The sequence below is a fragment of the Cyanobium sp. Cruz CV13-4-11 genome (assembly GCF_024346055.1).
In the GTDB taxonomy this organism is placed as follows: Bacteria; Cyanobacteriota; Cyanobacteriia; order PCC-6307; family Cyanobiaceae; genus Cyanobium.
The window spans coordinates 1-23,625 of the sequence record NZ_JAGQCH010000011.1; the positions used below are offsets into that span (position 1 = coordinate 1).

Here is a 23,625-nt window from a genome sequence, read left to right on the forward strand (position 1 = left end):
CGAATACCACTGCTGCAGGAGATGAACCCGCAGCATGGTGGCCAGCGGATAGGGAGGCCTGCCGCCCTTCTTGCTGGTCTTGGGGTAAAAGGGCTCGATCAGAGCGATCAAGGCGTCCCAGGGAACGGTGATGCACTGCGCACTCTCAAGGCTCTTCCTCAGAAGCTGGCCTACCAGGCCTTTCTTGCTGCCCACCAGATCGGGCCAAGAGAGGCTTCGCTCTACCTCCGTCTCTCTACGGCACCTGAAACGATCTATCGTGAAGGCCCTGCTGGTAGCAGCCTCAAAGACATCGCCAACCAGCTCAGCAGCGTCAATACGAAAAAAGCCGACGAGCATTCAGCTTTCGTCCAACGTCTGGTCGGCACCCCAGCCAAGCCGGTCCAGCAACGTTCAACGGCGGTCTACACCCGTGACGATGACGACGACCAGGTCGAGGCGATGCGTGAAAGGGCCAGATTTGGGTATCTGACCTGACTACCCAGCCCTTTCGGACGTGCCGGATCCTGCCCCCCCAGTCCGCCGGTTGTCCGTTGGGCTGGCTTCTGCTCAGCTTCATCAGGTAAGGCGTGCTGCTTGTTGGGCCTGTCCTGCTTTGTCTGGACGATCCCTGAAGCGGCAGTCGCCGGATGCTGGAAGACCTGGTCAGGGATGGAATCCCGATCAACTGCCGACCACACGCGAAACCCCGTGTGACGCAGGGCTTGGAGCTGCCAAGCAGGGCCATGCCTTATCAGATCTGCGCTAGAAAGTGCGCTAGACCTGACCGGTCACCAGCCAGTTTGCTTGCACAGCAAGGGAAGTGGGCTGCCTGACCTTTTGCCTTACAAGCAGGATGTCGCTGGTTCGAAATCGGCATCGGGCATTCCGAGACAGGCTTGCTAAAGGAAGTGCCGGTTCGCTTGAATAGTCCTGGCGCTTATTCAAGGTTGGGGCGTCTCCAGCGATGCAACGGGACACCACAGGCCACTACGAGATCACCAGCACCGCCGGAGAGGCCGTCAGAGCCTTCGTGCCGGAGCCGCTGCCACCCCATCCCCCGCTCGACCTTGGCCGGCTGGGGCTGGCCCTGAAGGATCGCGCCCTCCTCGCCTGTGGGCGTCTCGATGGCGTTTCAAGCCTCCTGCCCGATCCAGACCTCTTCCTGTATGCCTACGTCCGTCGGGAGGCCCTGCTCTCGTCCCAGATCGAGGGAACCCAGTCTTCCCTGTCAGATCTGCTGTTGTTCGAGCTTGAAGAGGCTCCCGGGATTCCCTTCGACGATGTGGTGGAGGTGTCGAGCTACGTGGCGGCCCTTGATCACGGCCTGGCCCGGCTCGCCAGCGGTTTCCCCCTCTCGTCCCGCTTGCTGAAGGAGATCCACGCCGTGCTGCTGGCCCGCGGTCGGGGGGCCGATCGGCAGCCGGGGGAGTTCCGTCGCAGCCAGAACTGGATCGGCGGGACCCGGCCGGGCAATGCCCGCTTTGTGCCACCACCTCCGGGACAGGTGGAAGGCTGCATGGCCGAGCTGGAGAGGTTCCTCCATGCCGAGGACGATCTGCCCCTCCTGGTGAAGGCAGCCCTTGCCCACGTGCAGTTCGAGACGATTCACCCCTTCCTGGATGGCAATGGCCGTCTGGGGCGCCTGCTGATCGTGCTGATGCTGGTGGATGGCGGCATCCTGCGCCAGCCGCTCCTCTACCTCAGCCTGTTCTTCAAGCAGCACCGCAGCCGCTACTACGAACTCCTCGATGCGGTGCGCCGCGATGGGGACTGGGAGGCGTGGGTCACCTTCGTCCTGGAAGGCGTCGACAGCACAGCTGCCGCCGCGGTGAACGCGGCCCAACGGCTGCTGGAGCTGTTCCGGGCCGACGAAGCCAAGCTCACGGGACTGGGGCGATCGGGCACCAGCGTGCGGCAGGTTTATGCAGCACTGAGACAACGCCCCTTGATCGGGATTCCCCAGCTCGCGGCCCGGGCCCAGTTGAGCTTCCCCACGGCAGCCAAGGCGCTGGAGAGCCTGGTGGCTCTGGGGATCGCCCGGGAAATCACCGGAGGTCGGCGCAACCGGGTGTTCGCCTACGACGCCTACCTGGCGATCCTCGGCGAAGGGGCCGATCCTCTCTGAGCCAGGCGGACCCAGACGCACCCGGACCAAGCGATCATGAACGCCGCTTGTTCCGCCAGCTGTGGACCTCACGGATCTCATCCCGGGGATCCCCGCCCTGCTGGAGGAGCTGGAGGGGATCCTCGCCGGGCTCACCACGGTCGCCTGCCTGGAGCACATGAAATGGCTGGGGGCCTTCATGTGCATCACCCCGGTCCAGAAGAGCCTGGTGGGGGCCGCCACGATCGAGGAGGAAGGTTTCCGGCTGGTGGAGCGGCAGCGGCCGTCCCTGCTGGTGGTCAGCCAGAAGCTGCAGGAGGGCACCGGGCTCTCCCTGGTTGAGCGCACGAAGGCGATGGACCCCGCCATCTGGACCCTGCTGGTCGCCGACGACGCCAACGAGACCCTGGTGCGGGAGGCCCTGGCCCGTGGCTGCAACGGCATCTGCTTCGAATCGGGCCTGTTCATGCCGGCGCTGCGGGTGGTGGCCGGCGGCGGCATCTACTACCCCGAACCGGTGGCGGCGGTGCTGCGGCAGCAGCCGCCCGTGGCCCCGATCGAACCGCTGACCGATCGCGAGCGGGTGGTGCTGAACCACCTGATGCTGGGCCTGACCGACCAGCGGATCAGCCAGGAGCTGGTGGTCAGCCCTGAGACGGTCAAAACCCACATCAAGCACATCTTCCAGAAGCTCCAGGTCGACAACCGCACCAAGGCCGTCGTCAAGTCGATCGCCGCCGGTCTGATCAGCCTGGAATCGGCGCTGGAGGGCCGCTCGGCGGTCACGGGCTGAACCGTCTGGTCGGCAAGCAATCCCCCGTTCTGGGGATGCGAGCCGAGGGTGCTTCGGGAGAGGGTGGTGGGGCGTGGGCGTGGCCCGAGCGGCCTCCCGATGCCAAGCCGGGACGCCCGCACCCCGCAAGACCTCAGCAGCCGATCCGCCCACCATGGCCGTCCAGCTCTGCTTCGCCGCGGCCGGGCACTCCCGCGTGTGCGAGGTCATCCTGGCCGGCCGCACCGGCTACTGGCTGTGCGACCCGGACCGGGTCCTGGCCCATGGCGTCGTCAAGCTGTACGTGCGTCACCCCGATGATGGCGACTTCGATCTCAACGACAACGTCGTGGGCCCCTGGGTGGCGACCCTGAAGGTCACCGGCGCCGCCCGGGTGCAGTGGCTCGACCGGACCCGGACGATCATTGCCTTCGACCCCGCCACCCTGACGACGGAGTACATCTCCACCGTGCCCACGTTCAACGCCTCCGGCGTCTACTACGACCCGGAGCCGATCGCCTGAGAGCGGGGCGCTGCGTTCAGAGCCGCCACGAACTCCCCGCTGCTGATCTGCTCGCCATAGCCGGCGAAGCAGTCCAGGGCGGCGGCATGGCGCTCCGGGGTCACCGCCAGGCAGGCGTCGTGGATGCACACCACCCGGTAGCCGCGGTCGGCGGCGTCCTTCACGGTGTGGTCGATGCACTGGTCGGTGAGCAGCCCGATCACCACCAGGGTGCGGATGCCCAGGTTGCGCAGCAGGTCGTCGAGGCTGGTGGAGCTGAAGGGCGAGGAGGAGCTCTTGGGGAGCACCAGCTCATCGGCCAGGGGCGCCAGCTCGGCGATCACCTCGGCGGCGCGGCTGCCGGGCGGGAAGCCCATGCCGCAGCGCTTGTCGTCAAAGCTGCGGTCGCGCCCGTCGGCGGTGAGGTTGGCGATCACGGTGTGGATCACCTCCAGAGCGCCGCGGCGGGCCGCCGCCAGCACCCGCTCGGCGTTCGGCAGGGTGGTGGCGCGGAAGCGGCGATCGAAGTCCGGATCCGGCCGGGGCTGGGCGTCACCGCAGGTGCCCTGCTGCAGGTCCACCAGCAGCAGCGCGGTGCCGCCCGGGTGGAGCCTCCGCGGGTGAGCACGACGGCATGCAGGCGGCGGCGATCCGTCCAATCATGGCGGCAGATGCTTGCCGGGCCCGTGTCCTCTCCCCCCGCCCCCATGGCCGCGGCGCTGGCCGCCCAGGGGATCCGCTGGGTGGCGATCACCTGGGTGAACCACGCCGGGGCGCCGCTGGTGAAGGTGGTCCCCCTGGCCGATGCCTTCGACGCCAACGGCGCCATCGCTGCCGCCCATCGCCTGGCCCGGCCCGACGGCGACCTGCGCCTGCGGGCGGATGGGGCGGCCCTGGCGCCGCTGGAGCCCGGCAGCGGGTGGGCAACGGCGGCCACCTGCACCTGAGCCTGCGGCGCGACGGGGCGGCGCTGCTGGAGGGCGGCGACGGCGAGGCCGGTCTCAGCGACGCTGGCGCCGCGGTGCTGGCGGCCCTGCTGGCGGTGTCCTACCGGCGGCTGGCCCCGGGTTCCTGGTCGGCACCGTTCCAGGTGTGGGGGGTGGAGAACCGGGAAGCGGCCCTGCGGCTGGTACCCGCCGCAGCCGATGGCGCCCCGGCCCACCTGGAGCTGAAGGTGGCGGACCTGGCCGCCAATCCCTACCTGCTGCTGGGGGCGGCGATCCGGCCCGGTTGCCCGCCGGGACGGTGGCGGGCTGCAGTGAGGCGGAGCTGGTGGCGGCGGCGGCCTGGTGGCCGGTGGTGGGGGGGATCGGCTGAGGGGGCAACAACCCCGTCGTGGTCGCGACGCTCAGGGGATGATCAGATCCAACCCCGGGAACGCCTGCCGGTAGCGGCGCTGATCCCTGGTGAGCAACGGCATGCGCTCCACCAGCGCATGGGCGCCGATCAGGAAATCCGGCAGGATCGAGCGCCGCTCTCCGCCCCGGCTGCGGTACTCCGCATGGGCCCGGGCGGCCAGGAAAGCCGCCTCCCGTGGCAGGGCCCGATAGTCGAACAGATGGGGAGGCAGCAGCGCATCCACCGACTCAATCGTCTCGCAGGCAAAGGCAATCTCTCCATACACGATGGCGTTGATCGCCACCGGTCCGCGATCCAACCAGTGATGAAGCTGATGGGCGCTCCAGCCACTCCAGCGGGGATCGTCCGTGGCGACGTCCAGGATCACGTTGGAGTCGACCAGCACCATCAGCCGGCATCTCCGCGGGTGAGGGCGAGCAATTCATCGGTGCTGAGGCGAGTGCGCAGCCGCGCCTGGCGCAGCCGCTGGATCGCCTCGGCCCCGGGCTCCTGCTGCTCAGGGGCCTTCTCCAGCAGCACGCGCCCCTCCTCGACACGGAAGACCACCTCGGTGTGGGGCAGAAGCCCGCACTGGCGCCGGATGTCCAGAGGGATCGTCACCTGGCCCTTGGACGTGATCCGCATGGACGTACCCGCGCGCAGAAGCAGGTAAGAATCTTACTGACACCCGTCAGCCCGCCAGCATCACCCGGTTCCGCCCGGCGGCCTTGGCGGCGTAGAGGGCGCCGTCGGCGCTGCGCAGGCCGTTCTCCAGCGCGGCCAGACCCAGCCCCTGCACCGGCGCCAGGCCGGCCGAAAGGGTGACGCGCCGCTCCGGCGCTCCGGGGTGGGGCACCATCGCCGCCACCGCCCGCAGCCGCTCGAGCAGATGTTGGGCCGCCTCGGTATCCACGCCGAGCAGCAGCAGCGCGAACTCCTCGCCGCCGACGCGGGCCAGCACGTCGCCTGGGCGCAGCACGCCACGCATGGCCGTGGCCACCTCCCGCAGCACCGCATCACCCGCCGCGTGGCCCCAGCCGTCGTTGATGGCCTTGAAGTGGTCGATGTCGAGCATGGCGCCCACCACCGGCCGGCCGACGCGCGCCACGGCGGCGAGCGCCGCGCTGGCCGCCTCGGTGAAGCCCGTGCGGTTGGGCAGGCCGGTCAGCGGGTCACGGTGGGCGGCGGCGACCAGCTCGGCCTCCAGCCGGTCGCGCTGACGCAGGGTGGCCAGCGCCGCGATGACCTGGGCGGGGATGGAGAGATCCAGCAGCACCCACAGCCAGCTGCGCCAGCCGATCGGTTCACCCGGCTGGCCCAGCGCCACAAGCAGCCCGTCCTCGAAGGCAAACACCCCCAGAGCCAGCATCACCGCCGCCGCAAGGCCGGCCCCCGGCCCTCCCAGCGCGCCCATCCCCAGCCAGACTCCCCCCACCCAGGCCCTTCGCTCAATGGCGTCCCTCCGCCCATGACCTTCGCGGTGGCGCTGGGGATGCTGGAGCGGGAGGGCCGCTGGCTGCTGCAGCTGCGGGACGACATCGAGGGGATCGTCCATCCGGGCTGCTGGGGCCTGTTCGGTGGCCACCTCGATCCGGGGGAGCGGCCGGAGCAGGCGGTCCTGCGGGAGCTGCAGGAGGAGATCGGCTGGGGGGCGCCGCCGCTGTCGCTCTGGTTCGAGCACCACGACGCCCAGCTCAGCGCCTACTACTTCCGCGGCCCGCTCACGGTGCCCCTGGAAGCGCTGCAGCTGAACGAAGGGCAGGACATGGTGCTGGCCGGCCTCGAGGCGCTGCGGAGCGGCCAGATCTGGAGCCCCCGACGGCGGGAGTGGCGCGGATTGGCACCTTCCCTGGAGCGGGCCGTGCGGCGGCTTGGGTCAAAGAACTAAGAACTGGTGAGTGATGCCTTAAGCTCCGAAGTATCAGAGGGCTCTCCTGCGTCTCATGGTGGATGCGGATGCACTTCCCGGCAAGATTCGCGACAATTGCCCGGAGCTCACGCTCAGAGGCTGTTATGGCAGCCGGCCCTCCATGGCCCCACCAGGGCTGCCCTCCCGACCCTCTTTCCTCCCATGAGCCGCGCCTGGCAGGGGCCCCCCGGGGTGCAGCAATGACCAACGTCTGGTGCGTCCGCGCGGGCGGCGGAATGTATGCAGACAATTTCCTCAGGGGCGGCTTCGTCGGCATCGGCTGGAGGGAGATCCTGCTCTCCAATGACGTCAATGAGATCCACCGCTTTCTGATTGAGATCCAGCCCAACGATCACGTCATCATTCCGTCGGCGAATACCGACCTTCTGATCCACGGCGTCGTGGACGAAGCCACGCCCTATTACGACCCCAGCGGAGACGACGGCTGCCCCCTTCGCCATCGGCGTCCCGTCACCTGGGCGACCGAACCCATCCGGCTGGACCTGTTCTCCACCCTGTTCCGGGATTCCATCCGCACCCTCCTCACCGTCCCGGCCCACAACCGGATGCGGTCGCTGCTGACGGTGTTCATGGTGGAGCACGAGGCCGAATTCATCCGGGCGATCGGCCCGAACGACAGGGTGGCCTCTGCCCCGCCGGCGACCTGGAAGGAGTCCCACCGCATCGTGCTGGAACAGCTGATGCAGCTGACCCCGCCCGAATTCGAGCGGCTCGTGGTTCATCTGCTCGATGCCCTCGGGTTCGAGGACTGGGAGCGGGCCGACCTGATCTCCCGCCACTGGAGCCACCTGCCTGGTGAGCTCCGGGATCGTCTATCGCTCGAACAGGCGCTGGTGAGGAACTGAGGCCATGCCACCGCGATCCCGCCGCCAGCCCCCACAGCCCGGCAAGTCCAGGCTCACTGAGGAGAGCGGCGGCCTGCGCCAGCGCCTGCAGATCCTGGCGGGGTTCCTGCTGCCGCTGCTAGTGCTGAGCCTCTGGCTCAACTCCCGCGGCTTCTTCGGGAGCCCCTGAGCTCAGGAACCCTGGGCGGACGGTAGGTCCTGCTACCGGAGCTGGCCCGCCCCGCCCCGCAGAGTGGCCGGCAACAACGGGTCTCGGGCGTGCAGGAGCTGGTGGGGACGGTGCAGACGCTGTGGCGTTACCCGGTCAAATCGATGCTCGGGGACTCGCCCCAGCAGCTGGACGTGGAAGCCCGCGGCATCCGGGGCGATCGGGCCTACGCCCTGTGGGACCACACCAGCGGCCGGGTGGCCAGCGCCAAGAACCCCCGCCTCTGGAGGGATCTGCTCGACTACCGCGCCCGCTTCCGGGAGGAACCCGGACCATCGGCGCCCCTGCCTCCGGTGCTGATCGGCCCGCGGCAGGGGGATGGGTCCAACGAGCTCTGCAGCGATGACGCCGATGTCGGCGCCTTCTTCAGCGAAGTGTTCGGGCGCCGGGTGAGCCTGCTGGACACCCCTCCGGACGGCGCCAGCCTCGACCAGTACTGGCCCCCGGTGGAAGGCCGCGCCTTCCAGGACGAAACCAACGCGCTGGACTTACCCGCGGGCACCTTCTTCGATGCCTGCCCCATCCACGCCATCACCACCGCCACCCTGGAGCGGCTGCGGCAGCTCGAACCCCAGTGCGATTTCGCCGTGGAACGGTTCCGCCCCAACCTGCTGATCCGCACGCCGGAGGGGGCCGAAGGCTTCGTGGAAGGGGCCTGGAGCGGCCTCTGTCTGCAGATCGGCGGGCAGCTGGTGCTGCGGGTCGACGGCGGCTGCCCCCGCTGCGTGGTCACCACCCTGGCCCAGGGCGGCCTCAGCGAAGACCTGGAGATCCTGCGGGCCACCGCCCGCCACAACGGCGTGGTGGCCGGCCTCCGCCTCAGCGTGGTGACCCCCGGCCCGGTGGCCGTGGGCGATCCGGTGCGGCTGTTGCCTTGAGCGGCAGCGGCCCATGGGTCGACGCCGGCCAAGCCCTCCCCCAGCAGGGCCTCGGAGATGGCGAACGATCAAGCCATGCTGTGCCGGTAGAACCAATGACCTCCTGATGGATGCGGCGCCCTTGGGCTGAACAAGGGACGTACGAAATGCTGGAGGATGGAAGCAATCCTGTGAACGTCAAAGTATCGGACAAAGGGAAGATGACGGGTGAAATCCAACCGGAACGGGTTTGGCCGATCCGACAGCCACAACCCTCCCGCATCCCCGAATCACGGAAGAATCGGGACCTTGGCCGTTGAGTGAATCGCCCGTCGGGCCGCCCGGGACCGTTGAGTAAGGTGATGACGGAGAAAGCAGCATGCGTACAAGCCGTCCATTCATGCTCATCAGTGGAGCGCTGCTTTCGGGCGCCTCATTTCTGATCGTCACGGCTGTGCTGGAACAACGCAGCTCCCACGAACTCCATCGTCTCAGTGATCCAGTCGGCACCCGGCATTGTGGGGCCGCGGAGCCCAGTGTCGCTGGCTACCGGCCGGGTCCGGCCGCCGGCACACCCAGACCGCCCGGTCTCGCCTCCCTGAAGGATCCTGCACGCCCCTGCCCGCCAGCGACTCTGGCGGCGGTGCTTGCCGCCAGCACGGATCGCGCGAAGCCGGCGACGCCATCGCAGAGGGATGGCGCCCACTCCCTTGCCCTGATCCTCGGGCTCGCAGGAGTCGGGCTGGGCACCCTCATCGTCTGCCGTGACAGCCGGAACAGAAGGAAGGGTCCCAACGTGGTCGCGGCCGGCCGCCAAGACGGCAAAACGTCGTTTCTGTCGCACTATGCCTTGCTGAAGGATCTGGAGGATTCAGCGCAGAGCACACAGGCGGACCCCGGTGACGTTGGCTTCCTGGTCACAATTGACTTTCGCTATCTGGAGCGGCAACGGGGCTATCTCAGCGAAGTGGAGATCAATAACATTCTGATCAAGGCTTGTCGTGCCATTGAAAAAGGTTGGGCCTTGCAAGCTGGCTTCGACTTTTATCACATCTCAAAATCCAAGATCGCCCTGCTTGTTCGCGATTCGGGGGGAATCCCCATCGCCGACATCGACGACTGTGAAGCCATTGTGGCGCGACTTCTCGGCATTGTCTGCGGTTCAATTCAGATTTCTAGTCATTCCGTTCTGGCCTGGGATGATGTCATCATTACCGGCCAGCAGTTCCCGCTGGATGCGCCACCCAAATCCCTACTGGAGATGCAAGCCTGCGGAGAGATGCTGGCGGCCGAAGACAGGCGATCCTACAGGCTGGTGAAGAGCGGCGATGACCTGCTGGTCAAGGACAGGGGCGAGATCAGAAGCCAACTCACCGGCTTGAAAGCCAGTGATCTCGAGTTGCGCTTTCAACCCATTCTTCAGCTGTCCAACCCTGGTCATTTCGGCCTCGAGTTGCTGATTCGGTTTCGTCCTCCAGCACTGAACAAGCTCGGCACGGGCAAGGTCATCCAGCTCGCCCACGACATCGGCATCACCCACAACATCGACGCCCTTGTCATTAGCAGGCTGGCAGAAGTTCAGCAGCAGCTCATTCAATCGGAGTTTCTTCGTCAGCGTATCGAATACATCGCGATCAATATCAGCTCCGATTCCGTGTCCACCGACCAACGGCTGAATCAACTGATCAGTCTCTTCAAGCAGTATGCCATCGACAGCACCATCTTCTGTATTGAGATCACCGAGATGGCTGCGACTGACATCCTGGCGGGTTCGGAGGGCGTGACAACGGCGTCAGAACGGCTGATACGGGAATTAGGCTTCAGGATCTTCATCGATGACTTTGGATCTGGACTTTCAAATTACAAACGCATCAGCGAAGCCTGGTATGACGCGATCAAACTTGATATTGATCTGATCAAGGGGATTGATCGTTCCTTCAGATTGCAGCGCTATGTTGGCTCCTTCATCGATACGGTCCATGCGCTCGGGAAAACCGTTGTCTGCGAAGGCGTCGAAAATCACAATGAACTGACCGCCGTCATCCGGCTGGGAGCCGATGCCTTGCAGGGCGTCCTCATCTCGCCTCCCATCACTCTGGCAGAGATGGAACCCTTCATCCGATCTTCGGAGTGGGCAGATCGCGACTCCCTGCTACAAACCCTGGACACGATCCACGCCACATCACGACTGCAGGCTTCCGTCCTCAGCGACGAGATCAAAGCCTCCGGGAAAAGAATTCCTCTGGAGCGCTATATTATCGACAACTGGTCAAGACTGCGCAGTTTTGAGGAGTTCGTGCTTCTCTTCGTCAACGAACTGAAGTCCTGGGGCCTGGAGATCCACCGGTTTTCCCTGGCCTTTCTCCCCGATCAAGATGACGTTGATTGCAGTCAGTATGTCTGGCTCAACTCCAAGCCAGGCCTGGTCGACACCCTGCGGATGGAGCGTGACTTTCTGGAACAGGAAGAGCACCTATGCAGTCCGCTGCATTTCATCGCCACGCGAAGCAAGCTATTTCGGCAACAACTGAACTCAACAAAGGACGTCGCCTTTCCGTTTCTGGAATCCTTGAAGGAAATGGGCTGCAGCGACTACTTGGGCATCCGGCTGGACTCCCGAGGCATTTCGATCCCGGTCCTCACGATTGCCCTTCGTGACGGCAATGTATTCAGTGACCACGAGTTGCAACGTATCGAGGCCATGAGCAGCCTTCTTAGCCTGCTGTTCTATGTCTTTGAGAGCGAGCGCTCGAAGCGTCTGGCGATGCTGGATCCCCTCACACACCTCGCCAATCGCCGCAGCTTCGACTCCTTCCTGAAAAGCAATGTCTCGGCGTCGAAAACCTCCCAGGCGCACCTGTCCCTGGCCATGATCGATATCGACCAGTTCAAAGTGGTCAATGATGTGCTGGGCCACGCCTATGGCGACCGATGCCTCAAGGAGATCGCCGATGCCCTCAGGACCTGTCTGCGAAGGAAAAGCGACTTCGTGGCCCGGCTGGGCGGGGAGGAATTCGTGATCATCCTGCCCAATACAGATGCCGAGTCTTCCTTGCACCTGTGCGAGAAGCTACGTCAGTCGATCCTTGACAAGGGCATCTATCACCCTGAAGCCGCCACGGGCAACGTCGTCACCGTCAGCATCGGCATCGCCGTGTGGGATCCCCTCTCCATGGCCGAGTGCGACGCCGACAGGCTTCTGCAGCTGGCTGACGACTGCCTTTACGAAGCCAAGAACCGCGGCCGTAATCGGGTGGTCTGCCAGTCCCTGCTCAGCGAGGTCGGCCACTCCCCCTGAGGGGCAACGCCGTCGTTGCTGTCTCAGGGGGCTCCTGGCCGCCTTCACCGCTGCCCCCGCGGCCATGCTGAAGAACCAGCGACGGGAGACCCCATGGGCCACCAGGCCGCTCCCCCCGACAACCAGGTTCGCGTGCGTCTGTTCGCCGCCCTGCGGGAGCAGGCCGGCTGGGGCGAGCGGGAGATTCGCCTCGACACCGGCAGCGCCAGTGCGGCGGATCTCTGGCGGCAGCTGGCCCTGGAGGCCGCCCCTCCCGGCTCCACCGCCGTCGACCTCCCGCCGACCATCCGCGTCGCCATCAACCAGGCCTTCGCCACCGCCGACACCCCCCTGCGCCCCGGCGACGAGGTGGCCTTCCTGCCCCCGATCACCGGAGGCTGAGCGATGCCGACCCCCAGCCCGAAACACCCGATCGTGGTGCAGCTCCTGGAGGCACCCTTCGAGCCGCTGGAGCTGCTGGCCGCCTGGCAGCGGAGCCTTGGCGCAGCCGGTACGGCCGCCGAAAGCCACTTCATCGGCCGCGTGCGGCCCACCACCGCCAGCGGCGAGCCCCTGGAGGCCCTGGAACTGGAGCATTACCCCGGCATGAGCGAGGCCCAGCTGCGGGCCCTCGCCGGGGCCTGCGCGGCGCGCCATGGCGCGGGAGCGGTGCTTGTGGCGCATCGGGTGGGGCGGATCGCACCGGGGGAGGCGATCGTGCTGGTGGCCGTCCAGGCCGACCGCCGCGGCCCGGCGCTGCGCTGCGTGCAGGAGCTGCTGGAGGATCTCAAGCACCACGCACCCTTCTGGAAACGGGAGTGGAGCGGCGGCAGCGGCACCTGGGTGGCCGGCAACACCCCCCTCTGAACCTCTCACCCCCCCATCCCATGGGCCAGTCCTGCAGCGCCCTCACCGCCGACCAGATCGCCTTCATCGCCGCCCAGAAGCTGTTCTTTGTCGGCACCGCCACGGCGGACAGCACGGTGAACGTGTCCCCCAAGGGACGGGATGCCCTGCGGGTGCTCGATGGGCAGCGGGTGGTCTGGCTCAACCTCACCGGCAGCGGCAATGAAACCGCTGCCCATGTGCAGCTGTGCCCGCGCATGACCCTGATGTTCTGCGCCTTCGAGGGCCCGCCCCAGATCCTGCGGCTCTACGGCACCGCCCGCACCATCCAGTGCGGCGAAGACGACTGGGAAGCGCTCTACGGCCTGTTCAAGCCCCTGGCCGGCGCCCGCCAGATCTTCGAACTGGCCATCGACAAGGTCCAGACCTCCTGCGGCATGGCCGTGCCCAGATACGCCTATAAGGGCGACCGCACCGCCCTCGACAGCTGGGCCCGCCGCAAGGGGAGCGAAGGTCTGGAGCGCTACTGGCAGCGCAAGAACCGCCGCAGCATCGACGGCCTCCCCGCCCCGATCCCCGCCCCCCGGCCCAGCGGCGACGGGGCGGCCTGACTCAGAGCAGGGGCAGCCGCAGCAGCTGGGCCCACAGTTCCTCACCAGCCTCCAGGGCGCCCCTCTCGGCGGGGATCTCCAGCAGCAGGTCGGCCCCCTGCAGCGAGCCGATGCGGGAGGAGGCCTGGCTGCCCTCCACCAGCGCCAGCAGGGCGCCGTCGCCATCCACCTGCAACCGGGCCCGGGCCAGTTCGGGCCGGCCGGCGGCCCGTTTCAGCGGCGACCCCAGACGCACCTTGAGCCGCGGCAACAGCACCACCTCGCCCCCTTCCAGGCGTTGCAGGGCCGGCCAGAGCAGCTGCAGGGCCGTGATCGCCGCGGCCACCGGATTGCCGGGCAGGCCGAAGAAGGGCCGCGTCCCCAGCCGGCCGAAGGCGAAGGGCCGGCCCGGCTTGAGGAACAGCTTCCAGAAGCCCACCGTCCCCAGCTCGGCCAGCAGGGGCCGGATCCAGTCGCTGTCGCCGGCCGACACCCCGCCGGTGCTGACCACCACGTCGCAGCCGCTGGCCAGCTCCAGCAGCGCCCGGCGCAGGGAGGCCGGATCATCGGCCACCACCCGCTGCTCGCTCACCCCGTAGCCCAGCCGCTCCAGCAGGGCCCGCAGCAGGGTGCCGTTGCTCTCCCAGATCTGGCCCGGCCCCCGCGCCGCTCCGGCCGCCACCAGCTCATCGCCGCTGATCAGCAACCCCACCCGCGGCTGGGCGCTCACCAGCAGTGCCGCCACACCGCAGCTGGCCAGCCGCCCCAGGGCGGCCGGGCCCAGGCGCACACCGGCCGGCAGCAACTCGTCGCCGGCGGCGGCCTCCTCCTCGGGGGCGCGGATCCAGGGGTTGGCGCCCGCCTCGCCGGTGAGCAGCAGGCTGTCGGCCTCGGGACGCACCAGCTCCTGGGGCAGCACCCGCTGCGCCCCCTCAGGCAGGGGGGCGCCGGTGAGGACGCGGATCGCTTCCCCCTCCGCCAGCACCGTGCCGTAGGGGGCCCCGGGGGCGGAGCGTCCCACCAGGCGCCAGCGGCGCCCCGGGCCGGGGGCGCCGGCTTCGGCGATGGCGTAGCCATCCATGATCGACGCCCGGAAACCCGGCACCGCCTCGGCGGCCCGCACCGGCTCGGCACTCACCCGGCCCAGGCACTGCCCCAGGGGCAGCCGCTCACGGCCCGTCAACGGGGTGATCGCCGCCAGCACCCGGCTCCGCGCCTCCTCCAGGGGCAGGCCTTCGCGGGGGAACGGTTCAGCCATCGCTGTCCCCTGCCGGGCCTGGGACAGCGGGATGCACCCAGGGGCCCCGGCGCCCCCCTTCCTTGCGCAGCAGCCGCACCGGCCCGATGGTCATCGCCGGATCGGCCGACTTGACCATGTCGTAAAGGGTGAGCAGGCCCACCTGCACCGCCGTCAGCGCCTCCATCTCCACGCCGGTAGCGCCGTTGGTGCGGGCGCTGGCCTGCAGCCGCAGGCCGCTGCCGTCGGCGCTGGGCTCGATCCGCACCTCCAGGCCCGTGAGGGCGATCGGATGGCACAGGGGAATCAGCTCCCAGGTGCGCTTGGCGCCCTGGATCGCCGCCACCCGGGCCACCGCCAGCACGTCGCCCTTGGCCGCCCGACCCTCCAGCACCAGGGCCAGCACCTCGGGCGCCATGGTGATGTGGCCCTCGGCCACGGCACGGCGGTCGCTGGCGGGCCGGTCGCCCACCTCCACCATGTGCACCTGGCCGGCGGCGTTGAGGTGGGAGAGGCCGGGCTGGCTCATGCCGGAGCGGAATCGGCGGCCTCAGAAGGGTATCGGCATCGCCACATCGGCCGGCGAGGGCGCGCAGGAGGGCACCCGCTCCTCCACCACCGCCCCCACCACCACGATCGACGGTGAGGCGAACGCCTCGGCCTCCACCCGGTCGGCCAGCACCGCCAGGGTGGCCACCAGCTGCCGCTGGCCCCGCACGGTGCCCTGCTGGATGACGGCGGCGGGCGTGCTGGGGGCCAGGCCCCCCGCGATCAGCTCCGCGGCGATGTGGCGCAGGTTGTGCAGGCCCATGTAGATCACCAGGCCGTCGCTGCTGCGGGCCAGGCCGCGCCAGTCGACGCCGGGGCGGCGCTTGTCGATCTCCTCGTGGCCCGTCACGAAGGTGACGCTCGAACCCGCCCGCCGGTGGGTGACGGGAATGCCGGCGTAGGCGGGAGCGGCGATGCCGGCCGTGACCCCCGGCACCACCTGCACCGGAATGCCATGGGCGGCCAGGTGCGCCGCCTCTTCACCGCCGCGGCCGAACAGGAACGGATCGCCGCCCTTGAGGCGCACGATCAGGCGGCGGCGGCCGGCCAGTTCGCGCAGCACGGCGTTGGTGCTGGGCTGGGGCACCGAGTGGTGGCCGCGGCGCTTGCCCACGAAATGGCGCTCGCACCCCTGGGGCACCAGATCCAGCAGGGCGGTGGGCACCAGGGAGTCGTAGACGAGGGCGTCGCACTGCTGCAGCAGCCGGTGGGCCCGCAGGGTGAGCAGTTCGGGATCTCCGGGGCCGGCCCCCACCAGATACACCGTCCCGGGGCCGTCGTTCGCCGTGGGGGCCAGGGTCTCGTCCGTCATGGCTCCGTCATGGCAACGCCATCAAGGCCTCCAGCACCACGGCCCGGAACCGGGGCCGCTGCAGCAGCGGCACGCCGAGCGGCGACGGCAGGGCGTCGGTGAGCCGGTTGGCCGCCAGGGCCAGGGGCAGGGCAGGGCCAGGCAGGGGCAGCGGAGCGTCCTCGGCATTGGGGGCACTGTATGGAGTGGCGCGGCAACGGCCACCGGTGACGGCCTCCAGGTGGGCCAGGAAGGCCGCCCCCAGGGGCCCCTCCAGGGGGTGATGCAGCAGCCAGGGCCCCACCTCCGCCTGGCCCTTCAGGGCTGCCAGCTCGTCGGCCAGGGCGCCCTGCCAGGCGGGCCAGGAGCCCAGGAAGGGCAGGCGCCGCAGCGGCCCGCGACGACGGCATCGCGCCGCGATCTGCGGCACGTCCAGGCGAACATGGCTGCCGGGCAGAAGAAACAGGGGCACCAACAGGAGGGGGGCCGCGGCGCTGCCGGCCGGCAGGGCCGGGGGTTCCCCTGCGGTGAGGGCCTCCAGGGCCACGGGCGCCCCGCGGCCCCCTTCCAGCTCCCTGGCCAGGTCCTGCCATTCGGAGGGAATCACCCCACCGGCACGGCCATGCACCACCAGCAGGAGGGGGCTTGCGATGATCCGGCGCATGTCCCTCACCCTAGGGATCACCCTATGGAGGCCGCCGCGCATGTCGACGCCGAGCTCCCGTGAGGCCTGGACGCCGCAGCGGCGTCAGCAGCATGGCGACGCCCTGGGGGCCTACCGCCGCCGTTTCCGCGAGCTGATCGCCGCCCTGGGCAGCGGCGAACGCAGCGGCCGGGCCCTGAGCCGGACCGAGGCCGGCGAAGCCCTCGATCTGCTGCTCGACGGTCGCTGCAGCGACGCCCAGGCCGGCGCCTTCCTGATCGCCCATCGCCTGCGTCGCCCGGAGCCCCAGGAGCTGGCCGGCCTGCTGGACAGCTACCGACGGCGGGGACCCCGGCTGGCGGCGACGCCGCGCCGGGTGCTCAGCTTCGGGGTGCCCTTCGACGGCCGCAGCCGTTCCGCCCCGCTGCTGCCCCTGGTGGCCCTGCTGCTGGTGACGGCGGGCGTCGGGGTGGTGCTGCACGGCGGCGGACCGATGCCGGTGAAGTACGGCTTCACCACGGCCGAAGCCCTGGCCGCCCTCGACCTCGACCGCCGCGACCTTCCCTGGGGCGCGGTGAACCGCCACTTCGCCCAGGAGGGGCTGGCCCTGCTGCACCAGCCGGCCCACTTCCCGGCGGCCGAGCGGCTGGTGCCGGTGCGGGAGCAGATCGGCAAGCGCCCGCCGATCGCCACCCTCGAACTGCTGTGGAGCTGCCACGACGGCCCCCACCTACAGGTCAGCGGCTTCGTCCACGCCCCCACCGAGCGGCTGGCCCGCCTGGCCCTTGCCGCCACCGGCCAGGACGAGCTGCTGCTGATCAAGGGGATGGAGGGGGGCGCGGAGCTGCCCACCAACCGGGTGGCGATCGCCTCCCACCGGCAGGCGGAGGCAGGGGGAGAGTCGGAGCGGCTGATCCTGCGGGCCCGCGACCACGGCCTGGGGGCGCCCGAGGTGCCGCTGGAGAGCGTGGCCCAGTGGCATGGCCAGGCCCGGGACGCCCTGGCCGCCTCGGGGCCCCTGGTGGCGGGGCTGATCTGGAACGGTGGCTTTCTGCTCTGGCGCGCCGGGATCAGCGAGAGCCTCCAGGCGGGGCTGACCCTGGCGGAGCGGCTGCTGGAGGATGGGGAGGTGGAGGACCGCCGCCGCCAGCTGGCCGGCGAGCTGGCTGACGGACTGGCCCTCACAGCAGGGGATACCCCCCCAGCAGGGCACTGGCCCGATCCAGCAGGTTGTTGATCAGCCGGCGCCCCTGGCGCTCCCCTTCCTCACCCCAGCGGGCCTGGCCGGCCCGCAACTGCTCCACCCCGTCGGGTCCGAGGGCCTGGCGCACGTAGTCACCGTCCTCGTCGAGCCAGACCTCCAGGGCGGCGTCCGTCACCTCCGCGTGGAACTGGAGCCCGTGGGCGTGGTGGCCGATGCGGAACAGCTGCTCGGCGCAGAGGGGCGTGGACCCCAGCAGGGTGGCCGCGGCCGGCAGCTGGATCCTGTCCCCATGCCAGTGCAACGCCGGCAGGGCATCGTCGAGCCCGGCCAGCACCGGTTCCTGCCCCTGCGGCCGGGTCCAGGCCACCGGCCCCCAGCCCACTTCATAGGCGCGCACCGACGGGTCCCCCGTCGTCAGCGGCACCACCTGGCCCCCGGCGGCGAAGGCCAGCAGCTGGGCCCCCAGGCACAGGCCGATCACCGGGCGCTCGCACTCCAGGCATTCCCGCAGCAGGGCCACCTCCGCCGCCAGCCAGGGGAAGGCCTGCGAGCCGATGTCGCCCACCCCCATCGGTCCGCCCAGCACCAGCAGGGCCTGGTCGGGGCCGAGCCGGGGCATCGGCTCCCCCCGGTCGGGCCGGCACACCGTCACCGTCCAGCCACGGCGGTGGGCCTCCTCGGCGAAGCGGCCCGGTCCTTCCCGCTCCAGGTGCTGGAGCACCACCAGGTGGGTCATCGGTGGGCAGGACGGCGATGGGAGCCCCAGCATGGGGGCGTCCGCCGCTCCGGGCCAGGATCCATGCGCAGCGATCCGAGCCTCGGCCAGGTGTTGGCGCTGGTGATCGGGTCGATCGGCCTGGGTTACGCCTTCTATGGGAAGAAACAGGCCCATGCGGTGGCCCTGGGCTGTGGGGTGCTGCTGATGGTGATCCCCTACGGCCTCAGCAACGTGACCGCGCTGCTGATCGTGGCGCTGACGCTGATGGTGCTTCCCTTTGTTCTGAACCGTTTCCTCGCCTGACCCATGCCGATCCCGGAGGAGGTGCTGCGCTTCTGGTTCGAGGAGACCCCCGCCGCCGCCTGGTTCAGGCCCGGAGCCGAGGGCGACAGGGCGGTGCGGGAGCGGTTCGCTGCGCTCACCGACCAGGCCCTGGCCGGCGGTCTGGAGGCCTGGGGCGGGAGCGCCCCGGAAGCCCTTGCCCTTGTTTTGGAGCTCGACCAGTTCCCCCGTCAGATCTGGCGCGACCAGGCCCGCGCCTTTGCCGGCGATGGCCAGGCCCAGGCCCTCACCCTGCGGGCCCTGGAGGCCGGCTCCCGCTTCTGAGTCCCCCGATGCGCTCCCCCACCGACCCTGCCGACGCCGACGCCACCTTGCGGGCCGCCGAAGCCACCGCCCACCGGCTGGCGGGGGAGCTGTTCCCCTGGGACCTCACCCGGGCCCTGGAGCTGGCCCTGCTCAAGACCTTCTGCGTGCCCTCCATCTCCGGGCTGCTGGCCCGCACCGGCGAGTTCGAGCACCGGCCCCGCAAGCGCTACGACGACACGGGCCTGATGGTGGCCGAACTGCTGCGCCATGGCCTGGATAGCCCGGCAGGAGCGGCGGTGATCGCGCGCATGAACCGGATCCACGGCCACTACGCGATCGGCAACGACGATTTCCTCTACGTGCTCTCCACCTTCGTGGCCGAGCCGATCCGCTGGCTGGCCCGCTACGGCTGGCGGCCCCTGACGCCCCTGGAGCAGGAGCACCTGTTCCTGTTCTGGCGCGGGGTGGGCGCGCGGATGGGGATCGCAACGCTGCCGGACACCCTGGCGGACCTGCTGGCCCTGAACGAGCGGGTGGAGCGGGAGGTCTTCGCACCGGCGGCCACCAACCGGCGCATCGCCGACGCCACCCTGGCCATGCTCCTGGCCGACTGGCCCGCCCCCCTGCACCCCGCCCTGCGCCGAGGGCTGCTGGGGCTGCTGGACCGCCAGACCTGCGACGCCCTGGGCTGGAGCACCCCGCCCGACTGGCTGCAGAGGCTGGTGCTGCAGGCCCTGCGGACCCGCAGCCGGGCCGCCGCCCTGGTGGCCAGCGGTCGACGCCGCCTGGGCCGGCCGGCCGCCGCACGCTTTTACTCCCAGCAGCCCACCCCCAGCTACGGCGCCACGTTCCGGCTCGAGCAGCTGGGCCCACCGCCGCTGCTGGCGGATCTGGCTAAGCAGGAGGTACCGCTCCATTCCCGCCAGCCCATGGTCGCCCCCTTCCAGTCCCCCCACTTCGCCGTCGCGCGTACGGAGGACGGCTGGATCATCGAGGCCCGCGTCACCAAGGATCAGCAGGGCGACTGGCTGCTGAGCCGCCACGAACTGGAGGAGCTCCAGGCCCTGCTGGAACGGGTGATCGCCTCCTGACCCGCTCCGCTCCCCCCGATCCGGCGCCCCCGGAGCTGGCGTCGCCGGGCCGTCTGCTCAACGTGCTGGGGGTGACCTTCGGCATCGCCGGCGCCGTGGGCGGCACCATCGGCGCCGGCATCCTGCGCACCCCCGGCCTGGTGGCGGCCCAGCTGGGCAGCGGCCCCTGGGTGGTGGCGGCCTGGCTGGCCGGCGGCCTCTACGCCCTGCTCGGCGCCAACGCCGTAGCGGAACTGGGGGCCAGCCTGCCCCTGGCCGGCGGCTGGTACGTCTACGCCAGGCGCTGCTTCGGCGATGCCGCCGGCTTCACCGTGGGCTGGATGGATTGGATCGGCCACTGCACCGGCATCGCCTGGGTGGCGGTCACCATCGGCGAGTACGTGGCCTTCCTGCTGCCGGGGCTGGAGCCGCACGGAAAGCTGGTGGGGCTGGCGGTGGTGGCCCTGTTCACCGGCATCCAGCTGCTGGGGGTGGAGGCCGGCAGCGGCAGCCAGAAGCTGCTCAGCCTGGCCAAGGCGATCGCCTTCCTGGCGGTGGTGGCGGCCTGCTTCCTGCTGGGCGGCCCCGACACCCGCGCCGCCGCCAGCGCGGCGATCCCCACCACCGCCACGGCCCTGGCCACCCCGGCGGGCTGGACGGGGATGGCGGTGGCGCTGGTGTTCTCCCTGCAAGCGATCGTCACCACCTACGACGGCTGGCACAGCCCCATCTATTTCTCCGAGGAGTTCAGCGAGCCCCAGGAGGACCTGCCCCGCTCCCTGATCGGCGGCGTGCTGGCGGTGATCGTCCTTTACACCCTGTTCAACCTGGCCCTGCTGCGGGTGCTGCCCCTGCAGGTGATCGCCGTCTCCACCCTGCCGGTGGCGGACGCGGCTGCCCTGCTGTTCGGCGCCTTCGGCGGCCAGGCGATCACCATCCTGGCGCTGGTGTCCCTGGCGGGCCTGATCAACGCCTCGATCATGGGCGCCCCCCGCATCCTCTACGGCCTCAGCCGGGACAAGCTGTTCAGCCCCCTGGTCGACCGGGTCAACCGGGGCGGCACCCCCACCGTGGCCCTGGTGCTCACCAGCCTGGCCTCGGCCCTGCTGGTGCTCGCCGGCGACTTCACCATCCTGCTCGGGCTGGCGGCGTTCCTCTACGTGAGCCTCTATCTGATGGGGATCGTCTGCCTGTTCGTGCTGCGCCTACGGGAGCCGGAGCGGCCACGGCCATTCAAGGCCTGGGGCCACCCGTGGAGCACCGCCATCGTGCTGGTGGGTTCGATCGCCTTTCTGGTGGGCGCCCTGCTCAACGACACCGCCAACAGCGGCTGGGCCCTGCTGCTGATCGGCGTCAGTGTGCCCCTGTTTCAGGCCACCCGGGCCCTGACACCGGCCGAAGCGCCATGAGCGGCCCGTGGCCGCCGGCCTGGTGGGACGGCGCCCTGGCGGGGGAAATCCTGCAGCGCAGCGGCGAGCACCTGCTGCTGGTGGGCACCGCCATCGGCCTGGCCCTGGCGATCAGCCTGCCGCTGGGCCTGTGGATCAGCCGCCGGCCCCGCTGGGCCGGGCCCGTCCTGGCGGTGGCCAGCACCGTGCAGACGGTGCCGAGCCTGGCGATCTTCGGCCTGCTGCTCACCGTGCCGCTGCTGGGGGGCATCGGCACCAGCCCGGCGATCGTGGCCCTCACCCTTTATGCCCTGCTGCCCCTGCTGCGGGGCCTGGTCACCGGCCTGGCCCAGGTGCCCCCGGGGCTGAAGCAGGCCGGGCAGGCCCTCGGCCTCAGCGACCGCCAGGTGCTGCTGCACGTGGAGCTGCCCCTGGCCCTGCCCACCCTGATGGCCGGCCTCCGGGTGGCCACGGTGATCGGCGTGGGGGTGGCCACGATCGCCGCCGCCATCGGCGCCGGCGGCCTGGGGGTGTTCATCTTCCGGGGCATCGCCACGGTGAACAACGGTCTGATCCTGGCCGGGGCCCTCCCGGCCGCCGCTATCGCCCTGCTCGCCGACGGCGGTCTGGGGTGGCTGGAACGGCGGCTGGCCCAGCCCCGTGCCAAGGGTCCGGGCGGCGGGCGGCGACGGCTGCTGCGGCTCGCCTGGGGTCTGGCGGGCCTGGCCCTGGGGGCCGTGCTGGCGCTGCGGCTGCTGCTGCTGCCGCCCGCCGGCGCCGGCACGGTGCGGATCGGCAGCAAGAGCTTCACCGAGCAGCTGATCCTGGGGGAACTGCTGGCCCAGCAGATCGAGGCCGCCACCCCGTTGACCGTGAAGCGGGACTTCGGCCTGGGGGGCACCGGCCTGATCCACGCCGCCGTGCGCAGTGGCCGCATCGACGGCTATGTGGAGTACACCGGCACCGCCTGGACCACGCTTCTTGACCAGTCCCCACCTCCGCCGGAGACTCCCGAGCCGGGGCGGCGGGTGTTTGAGGAGACGCGCCGGCTGTACGACGAGCGCTTCGGTCTGACGGTGTTCCCCTCGCTGGGGTTCGAGAACAGCTTCGCGATCCTGGTGCGCCGCGCGCAAGCGCGCCGGCTGGGAATCGCCACGATCAGCGAGGCGGCCCCCCACACCCCCGGCTGGCGGGCGGGCTTCGGCTACGAATTCCTCAACCGCCCCGATGGCTTCGCTGGCCTGGCCCGGCGCTACGGGCTGCGCTTCGCCCAGCCGCCGGAGGCCATGGATCTGGGCCTCACCTACCGGGCCCTGGCCGAAGCTCGGGTCGACCTGATCGCCGGCGACACCACCAACGGCCTGATCCCCGCCCTCGACCTGCAACAGCTGCAGGACGACCGCCACTACTTCCCGCCCTACGACGCGGTGCCCGTGTTCAACGCCGCAACCCTGCGGCGGCGCCCTGAGCTGGTGCCCGTGATCGAGGCGCTGGCCGGCCGCATCCCCGCCGCCACCATGCAGCGCCTCAATGCCCAGGTCGACCTCGACGGCCTGGCTGTGGCGGAGGTGGTGCGCCGCTGGCGCCTTCAGCAGGCCGGTGCGGCCGGCGCCGAGGCAGCCCCCTGATCGCTGCCGGCGGCGGGCTCGGGGCGCCGAAACACCAGCACGGGCAGGTCGGTGTGGGTCAGCACCTGCTGGGTCTCGCTGCCCAGCAGCAGCCCGGCGAGGCCGCGGCGGCCGTGGGAGGCCATGAAGATCAGGTCGCAGCCGTGGCTGGTGGCGGCTTCGATGATCGCCTCGTAAACCACCGGGTGGTCGCCCACGGCCGTGTCGCAGGGGACGCCGGCCTTCTCGGCCAGGGCCCGGGCCCGCTCCAGCAGAGCGGCGGCATAGGACCGCTCCGCCTGGCTGAACTTCGCCACCACGGTCGGATCAAGCAGCACCGGATCGCCGTAGAGGGAGCCCTGGGGGGGCATCGCCAGGTTGGCGAGCACGTGCAGGAAAGTGATGGAGGCCCCCGCCTCGCGGGCGAAACTCACCGCCCGGCGGATCGTGCCGTCGGAGAGATCGGAGCCGTCGGTGGGCACCAGCAGGTGACGGAACATCGGCCTCGCCTCACGCGCGCTGGGGTGGATCCATGATCGCGCCCCTGCGAGGTGTCGAGGGCTGCCGTGCTGGCTCAGCT

28 protein-coding genes and 2 pseudogenes are annotated in these 23,625 nt (G+C 69.9%); 19 read left to right on the forward strand and 11 right to left on the reverse strand.

Annotated features, from left to right (window positions below; genetic code table 11):
• Nucleotides 1-126: pseudogene (locus KBZ12_RS09705) on the reverse strand (transposase); the annotation flags it as partial.
• A gap of 820 nt (nt 127-946) precedes the next feature.
• On the opposite strand from KBZ12_RS09705, the gene KBZ12_RS09710 reads away from it, so the two are divergent.
• The 3 genes from KBZ12_RS09710 to KBZ12_RS09720 all read left to right on the forward strand — a co-directional run bounded on the left by KBZ12_RS09710 (nt 947) and on the right by KBZ12_RS09720 (nt 3,381).
• A complete protein-coding gene (locus KBZ12_RS09710; protein WP_254957736.1) occupies nt 947-2,107 on the forward strand; it encodes a Fic family protein in 1,161 nt (386 codons plus the stop codon).
• A 61-nt stretch (nt 2,108-2,168) separates the two neighbouring features.
• Nucleotides 2,169-2,879 carry a response regulator transcription factor gene (locus tag KBZ12_RS18505; RefSeq protein ID WP_254957737.1) on the forward strand — a complete coding sequence of 237 codons (711 nt, stop codon included), beginning with the start codon at nt 2,169-2,171 and terminating at the stop codon, nt 2,877-2,879.
• Nucleotides 2,880-3,075: 196 nt separating this feature from the next.
• Entirely contained in the window at nt 3,076-3,381 is a 306-nt protein-coding gene (locus KBZ12_RS09720) for a hypothetical protein (protein WP_254957738.1), read from the forward strand.
• Here the strand turns inward: KBZ12_RS09720 and KBZ12_RS09725 are convergent.
• Nucleotides 3,357-4,019 (reverse strand): cysteine hydrolase family protein, encoded by a 663-nt coding sequence (locus KBZ12_RS09725; protein WP_396100972.1) that lies wholly within the window; start codon nt 4,017-4,019, stop codon nt 3,357-3,359. The two genes, KBZ12_RS09720 and KBZ12_RS09725, sit on opposite strands and share 25 nt — an antisense overlap.
• A 27-nt stretch (nt 4,020-4,046) precedes the next feature.
• On the opposite strand from KBZ12_RS09725, the gene KBZ12_RS18510 reads away from it, so the two are divergent.
• Together KBZ12_RS18510 and KBZ12_RS18515 are read left to right on the forward strand one after the other, a co-directional pair.
• Nucleotides 4,047-4,307, forward strand: coding sequence for a hypothetical protein (locus tag KBZ12_RS18510; protein ID WP_254957739.1), 261 nt, complete (start codon nt 4,047-4,049; stop codon nt 4,305-4,307).
• Nucleotides 4,280-4,528: pseudogene (locus tag KBZ12_RS18515) on the forward strand (glutamine synthetase); the annotation flags it as partial. The gene KBZ12_RS18510 and the pseudogene KBZ12_RS18515, both read left to right, overlap by 28 nt.
• 180 nt (nt 4,529-4,708) lie before the next feature.
• Here KBZ12_RS18515 and KBZ12_RS09740 read toward each other — a convergent pair.
• From KBZ12_RS09740 to KBZ12_RS09750, 3 genes are read right to left on the reverse strand one after another with little or no spacing between them, the layout of a single operon-like run.
• Nucleotides 4,709-5,107 carry a type II toxin-antitoxin system VapC family toxin gene (locus KBZ12_RS09740; protein ID WP_254957740.1) on the reverse strand — a complete coding sequence of 133 codons (399 nt, stop codon included), beginning with the start codon at nt 5,105-5,107 and terminating at the stop codon, nt 4,709-4,711.
• Nucleotides 5,107-5,343: an AbrB/MazE/SpoVT family DNA-binding domain-containing protein gene (locus KBZ12_RS09745; protein ID WP_254957741.1), complete on the reverse strand. Its 237-nt coding sequence runs from the start codon at nt 5,341-5,343 to the stop codon at nt 5,107-5,109. The genes KBZ12_RS09740 and KBZ12_RS09745 overlap by 1 nt, the downstream gene beginning before the upstream one ends.
• A 46-nt stretch (nt 5,344-5,389) precedes the next feature.
• Nucleotides 5,390-6,112 (reverse strand): GGDEF domain-containing protein, encoded by a 723-nt coding sequence (locus tag KBZ12_RS09750; protein ID WP_254957742.1) that lies wholly within the window; start codon nt 6,110-6,112, stop codon nt 5,390-5,392.
• Nucleotides 6,113-6,166: 54 nt separating this feature from the next.
• On the opposite strand from KBZ12_RS09750, the gene KBZ12_RS09755 reads away from it, so the two are divergent.
• From KBZ12_RS09755 to KBZ12_RS09790, 8 genes are all read left to right on the forward strand, one after another.
• Nucleotides 6,167-6,586: an NUDIX domain-containing protein gene (locus KBZ12_RS09755; protein WP_254957744.1), complete on the forward strand. Its 420-nt coding sequence runs from the start codon at nt 6,167-6,169 to the stop codon at nt 6,584-6,586.
• Nucleotides 6,587-6,807: 221 nt separating this feature from the next.
• Entirely contained in the window at nt 6,808-7,473 is a 666-nt protein-coding gene (locus KBZ12_RS09760) for a hypothetical protein (RefSeq protein WP_254957745.1), read from the forward strand.
• 4 nt (nt 7,474-7,477) lie between these two features.
• The gene (locus KBZ12_RS09765; RefSeq protein ID WP_254957747.1) at nt 7,478-7,642 is read left to right on the forward strand and encodes a hypothetical protein; all 165 of its coding nucleotides are present in this window, start codon (nt 7,478-7,480) and stop codon (nt 7,640-7,642) included.
• 89 nt (nt 7,643-7,731) lie between these two features.
• The gene (locus tag KBZ12_RS09770) at nt 7,732-8,559 is read left to right on the forward strand and encodes an MOSC domain-containing protein (protein ID WP_254957751.1); all 828 of its coding nucleotides are present in this window, start codon (nt 7,732-7,734) and stop codon (nt 8,557-8,559) included.
• A 379-nt stretch (nt 8,560-8,938) separates the two neighbouring features.
• Nucleotides 8,939-11,836, forward strand: a complete 2,898-nt coding sequence (locus KBZ12_RS09775) for a diguanylate cyclase (protein ID WP_254957752.1) — start codon at nt 8,939-8,941, stop codon at nt 11,834-11,836.
• Nucleotides 11,837-11,929: 93 nt separating this feature from the next.
• Nucleotides 11,930-12,217 (forward strand): molybdopterin converting factor subunit 1, encoded by a 288-nt coding sequence (moaD, locus tag KBZ12_RS09780; protein WP_254957753.1) that lies wholly within the window; start codon nt 11,930-11,932, stop codon nt 12,215-12,217.
• A gap of 3 nt (nt 12,218-12,220) precedes the next feature.
• The gene (locus KBZ12_RS09785; RefSeq protein WP_254957754.1) at nt 12,221-12,682 is read left to right on the forward strand and encodes a molybdenum cofactor biosynthesis protein MoaE; all 462 of its coding nucleotides are present in this window, start codon (nt 12,221-12,223) and stop codon (nt 12,680-12,682) included.
• A 20-nt stretch (nt 12,683-12,702) separates the two neighbouring features.
• Nucleotides 12,703-13,272 carry a pyridoxamine 5'-phosphate oxidase family protein gene (locus KBZ12_RS09790; RefSeq protein ID WP_254957755.1) on the forward strand — a complete coding sequence of 190 codons (570 nt, stop codon included), beginning with the start codon at nt 12,703-12,705 and terminating at the stop codon, nt 13,270-13,272.
• Between the two features lies 1 nt (nt 13,273).
• On the opposite strand, the gene KBZ12_RS09795 is transcribed toward KBZ12_RS09790, so the two are convergent.
• The 4 genes from KBZ12_RS09795 to KBZ12_RS09810 are packed head-to-tail and all read right to left on the reverse strand — an operon-like array spanning nt 13,274 to nt 16,491.
• Nucleotides 13,274-14,509 (reverse strand): molybdopterin molybdotransferase MoeA, encoded by a 1,236-nt coding sequence (locus KBZ12_RS09795; protein WP_254957756.1) that lies wholly within the window; start codon nt 14,507-14,509, stop codon nt 13,274-13,276.
• On the reverse strand, nt 14,502-15,017 hold the full coding sequence (gene moaC / locus KBZ12_RS09800) for a cyclic pyranopterin monophosphate synthase MoaC (protein WP_254957757.1): 516 nt from the start codon (nt 15,015-15,017) through the stop codon (nt 14,502-14,504). Before moaC ends, KBZ12_RS09795 begins: the two co-directional genes overlap by 8 nt.
• A 21-nt stretch (nt 15,018-15,038) precedes the next feature.
• A complete protein-coding gene (gene cobA, locus KBZ12_RS09805; protein WP_254957758.1) occupies nt 15,039-15,848 on the reverse strand; it encodes a uroporphyrinogen-III C-methyltransferase in 810 nt (269 codons plus the stop codon).
• Between the two features lie 7 nt (nt 15,849-15,855).
• Nucleotides 15,856-16,491 (reverse strand): CbiX/SirB N-terminal domain-containing protein, encoded by a 636-nt coding sequence (locus tag KBZ12_RS09810; protein ID WP_254957759.1) that lies wholly within the window; start codon nt 16,489-16,491, stop codon nt 15,856-15,858.
• A gap of 40 nt (nt 16,492-16,531) precedes the next feature.
• Between KBZ12_RS09810 and KBZ12_RS09815 the strand changes: the two genes are divergently transcribed.
• A complete protein-coding gene (locus tag KBZ12_RS09815) occupies nt 16,532-17,707 on the forward strand; it encodes an anthranilate phosphoribosyltransferase (RefSeq protein WP_254957760.1) in 1,176 nt (391 codons plus the stop codon).
• Here the strand turns inward: KBZ12_RS09815 and KBZ12_RS09820 are convergent.
• Nucleotides 17,652-18,410: a type 1 glutamine amidotransferase gene (locus KBZ12_RS09820; RefSeq protein WP_254957761.1), complete on the reverse strand. Its 759-nt coding sequence runs from the start codon at nt 18,408-18,410 to the stop codon at nt 17,652-17,654. The genes KBZ12_RS09815 and KBZ12_RS09820 overlap by 56 nt on opposite strands.
• Before the next feature lie 63 nt (nt 18,411-18,473).
• On the opposite strand from KBZ12_RS09820, the gene KBZ12_RS09825 reads away from it, so the two are divergent.
• The 5 genes from KBZ12_RS09825 to KBZ12_RS09845 all read left to right on the forward strand — a co-directional run bounded on the left by KBZ12_RS09825 (nt 18,474) and on the right by KBZ12_RS09845 (nt 23,066).
• The gene (locus KBZ12_RS09825) at nt 18,474-18,695 is read left to right on the forward strand and encodes a hypothetical protein (protein WP_254957762.1); all 222 of its coding nucleotides are present in this window, start codon (nt 18,474-18,476) and stop codon (nt 18,693-18,695) included.
• A 3-nt stretch (nt 18,696-18,698) separates the two neighbouring features.
• Nucleotides 18,699-18,998: a DUF924 family protein gene (locus KBZ12_RS09830; protein WP_254957763.1), complete on the forward strand. Its 300-nt coding sequence runs from the start codon at nt 18,699-18,701 to the stop codon at nt 18,996-18,998.
• Between the two features lie 8 nt (nt 18,999-19,006).
• The gene (locus KBZ12_RS09835; RefSeq protein ID WP_254957764.1) at nt 19,007-20,071 is read left to right on the forward strand and encodes an oxygenase MpaB family protein; all 1,065 of its coding nucleotides are present in this window, start codon (nt 19,007-19,009) and stop codon (nt 20,069-20,071) included.
• 71 nt (nt 20,072-20,142) lie between these two features.
• Nucleotides 20,143-21,459: an APC family permease gene (locus tag KBZ12_RS09840; RefSeq protein WP_254957765.1), complete on the forward strand. Its 1,317-nt coding sequence runs from the start codon at nt 20,143-20,145 to the stop codon at nt 21,457-21,459.
• Nucleotides 21,456-23,066 (forward strand): glycine betaine ABC transporter substrate-binding protein, encoded by a 1,611-nt coding sequence (locus KBZ12_RS09845; protein ID WP_254957766.1) that lies wholly within the window; start codon nt 21,456-21,458, stop codon nt 23,064-23,066. The genes KBZ12_RS09840 and KBZ12_RS09845 overlap by 4 nt, the downstream gene beginning before the upstream one ends.
• Here KBZ12_RS09845 and KBZ12_RS09850 read toward each other — a convergent pair.
• Nucleotides 23,027-23,545, reverse strand: coding sequence for a universal stress protein (locus tag KBZ12_RS09850; RefSeq protein ID WP_254957767.1), 519 nt, complete (start codon nt 23,543-23,545; stop codon nt 23,027-23,029). The two genes, KBZ12_RS09845 and KBZ12_RS09850, sit on opposite strands and share 40 nt — an antisense overlap.
• Nucleotides 23,546-23,625: the final 80 nt, after the last annotated feature.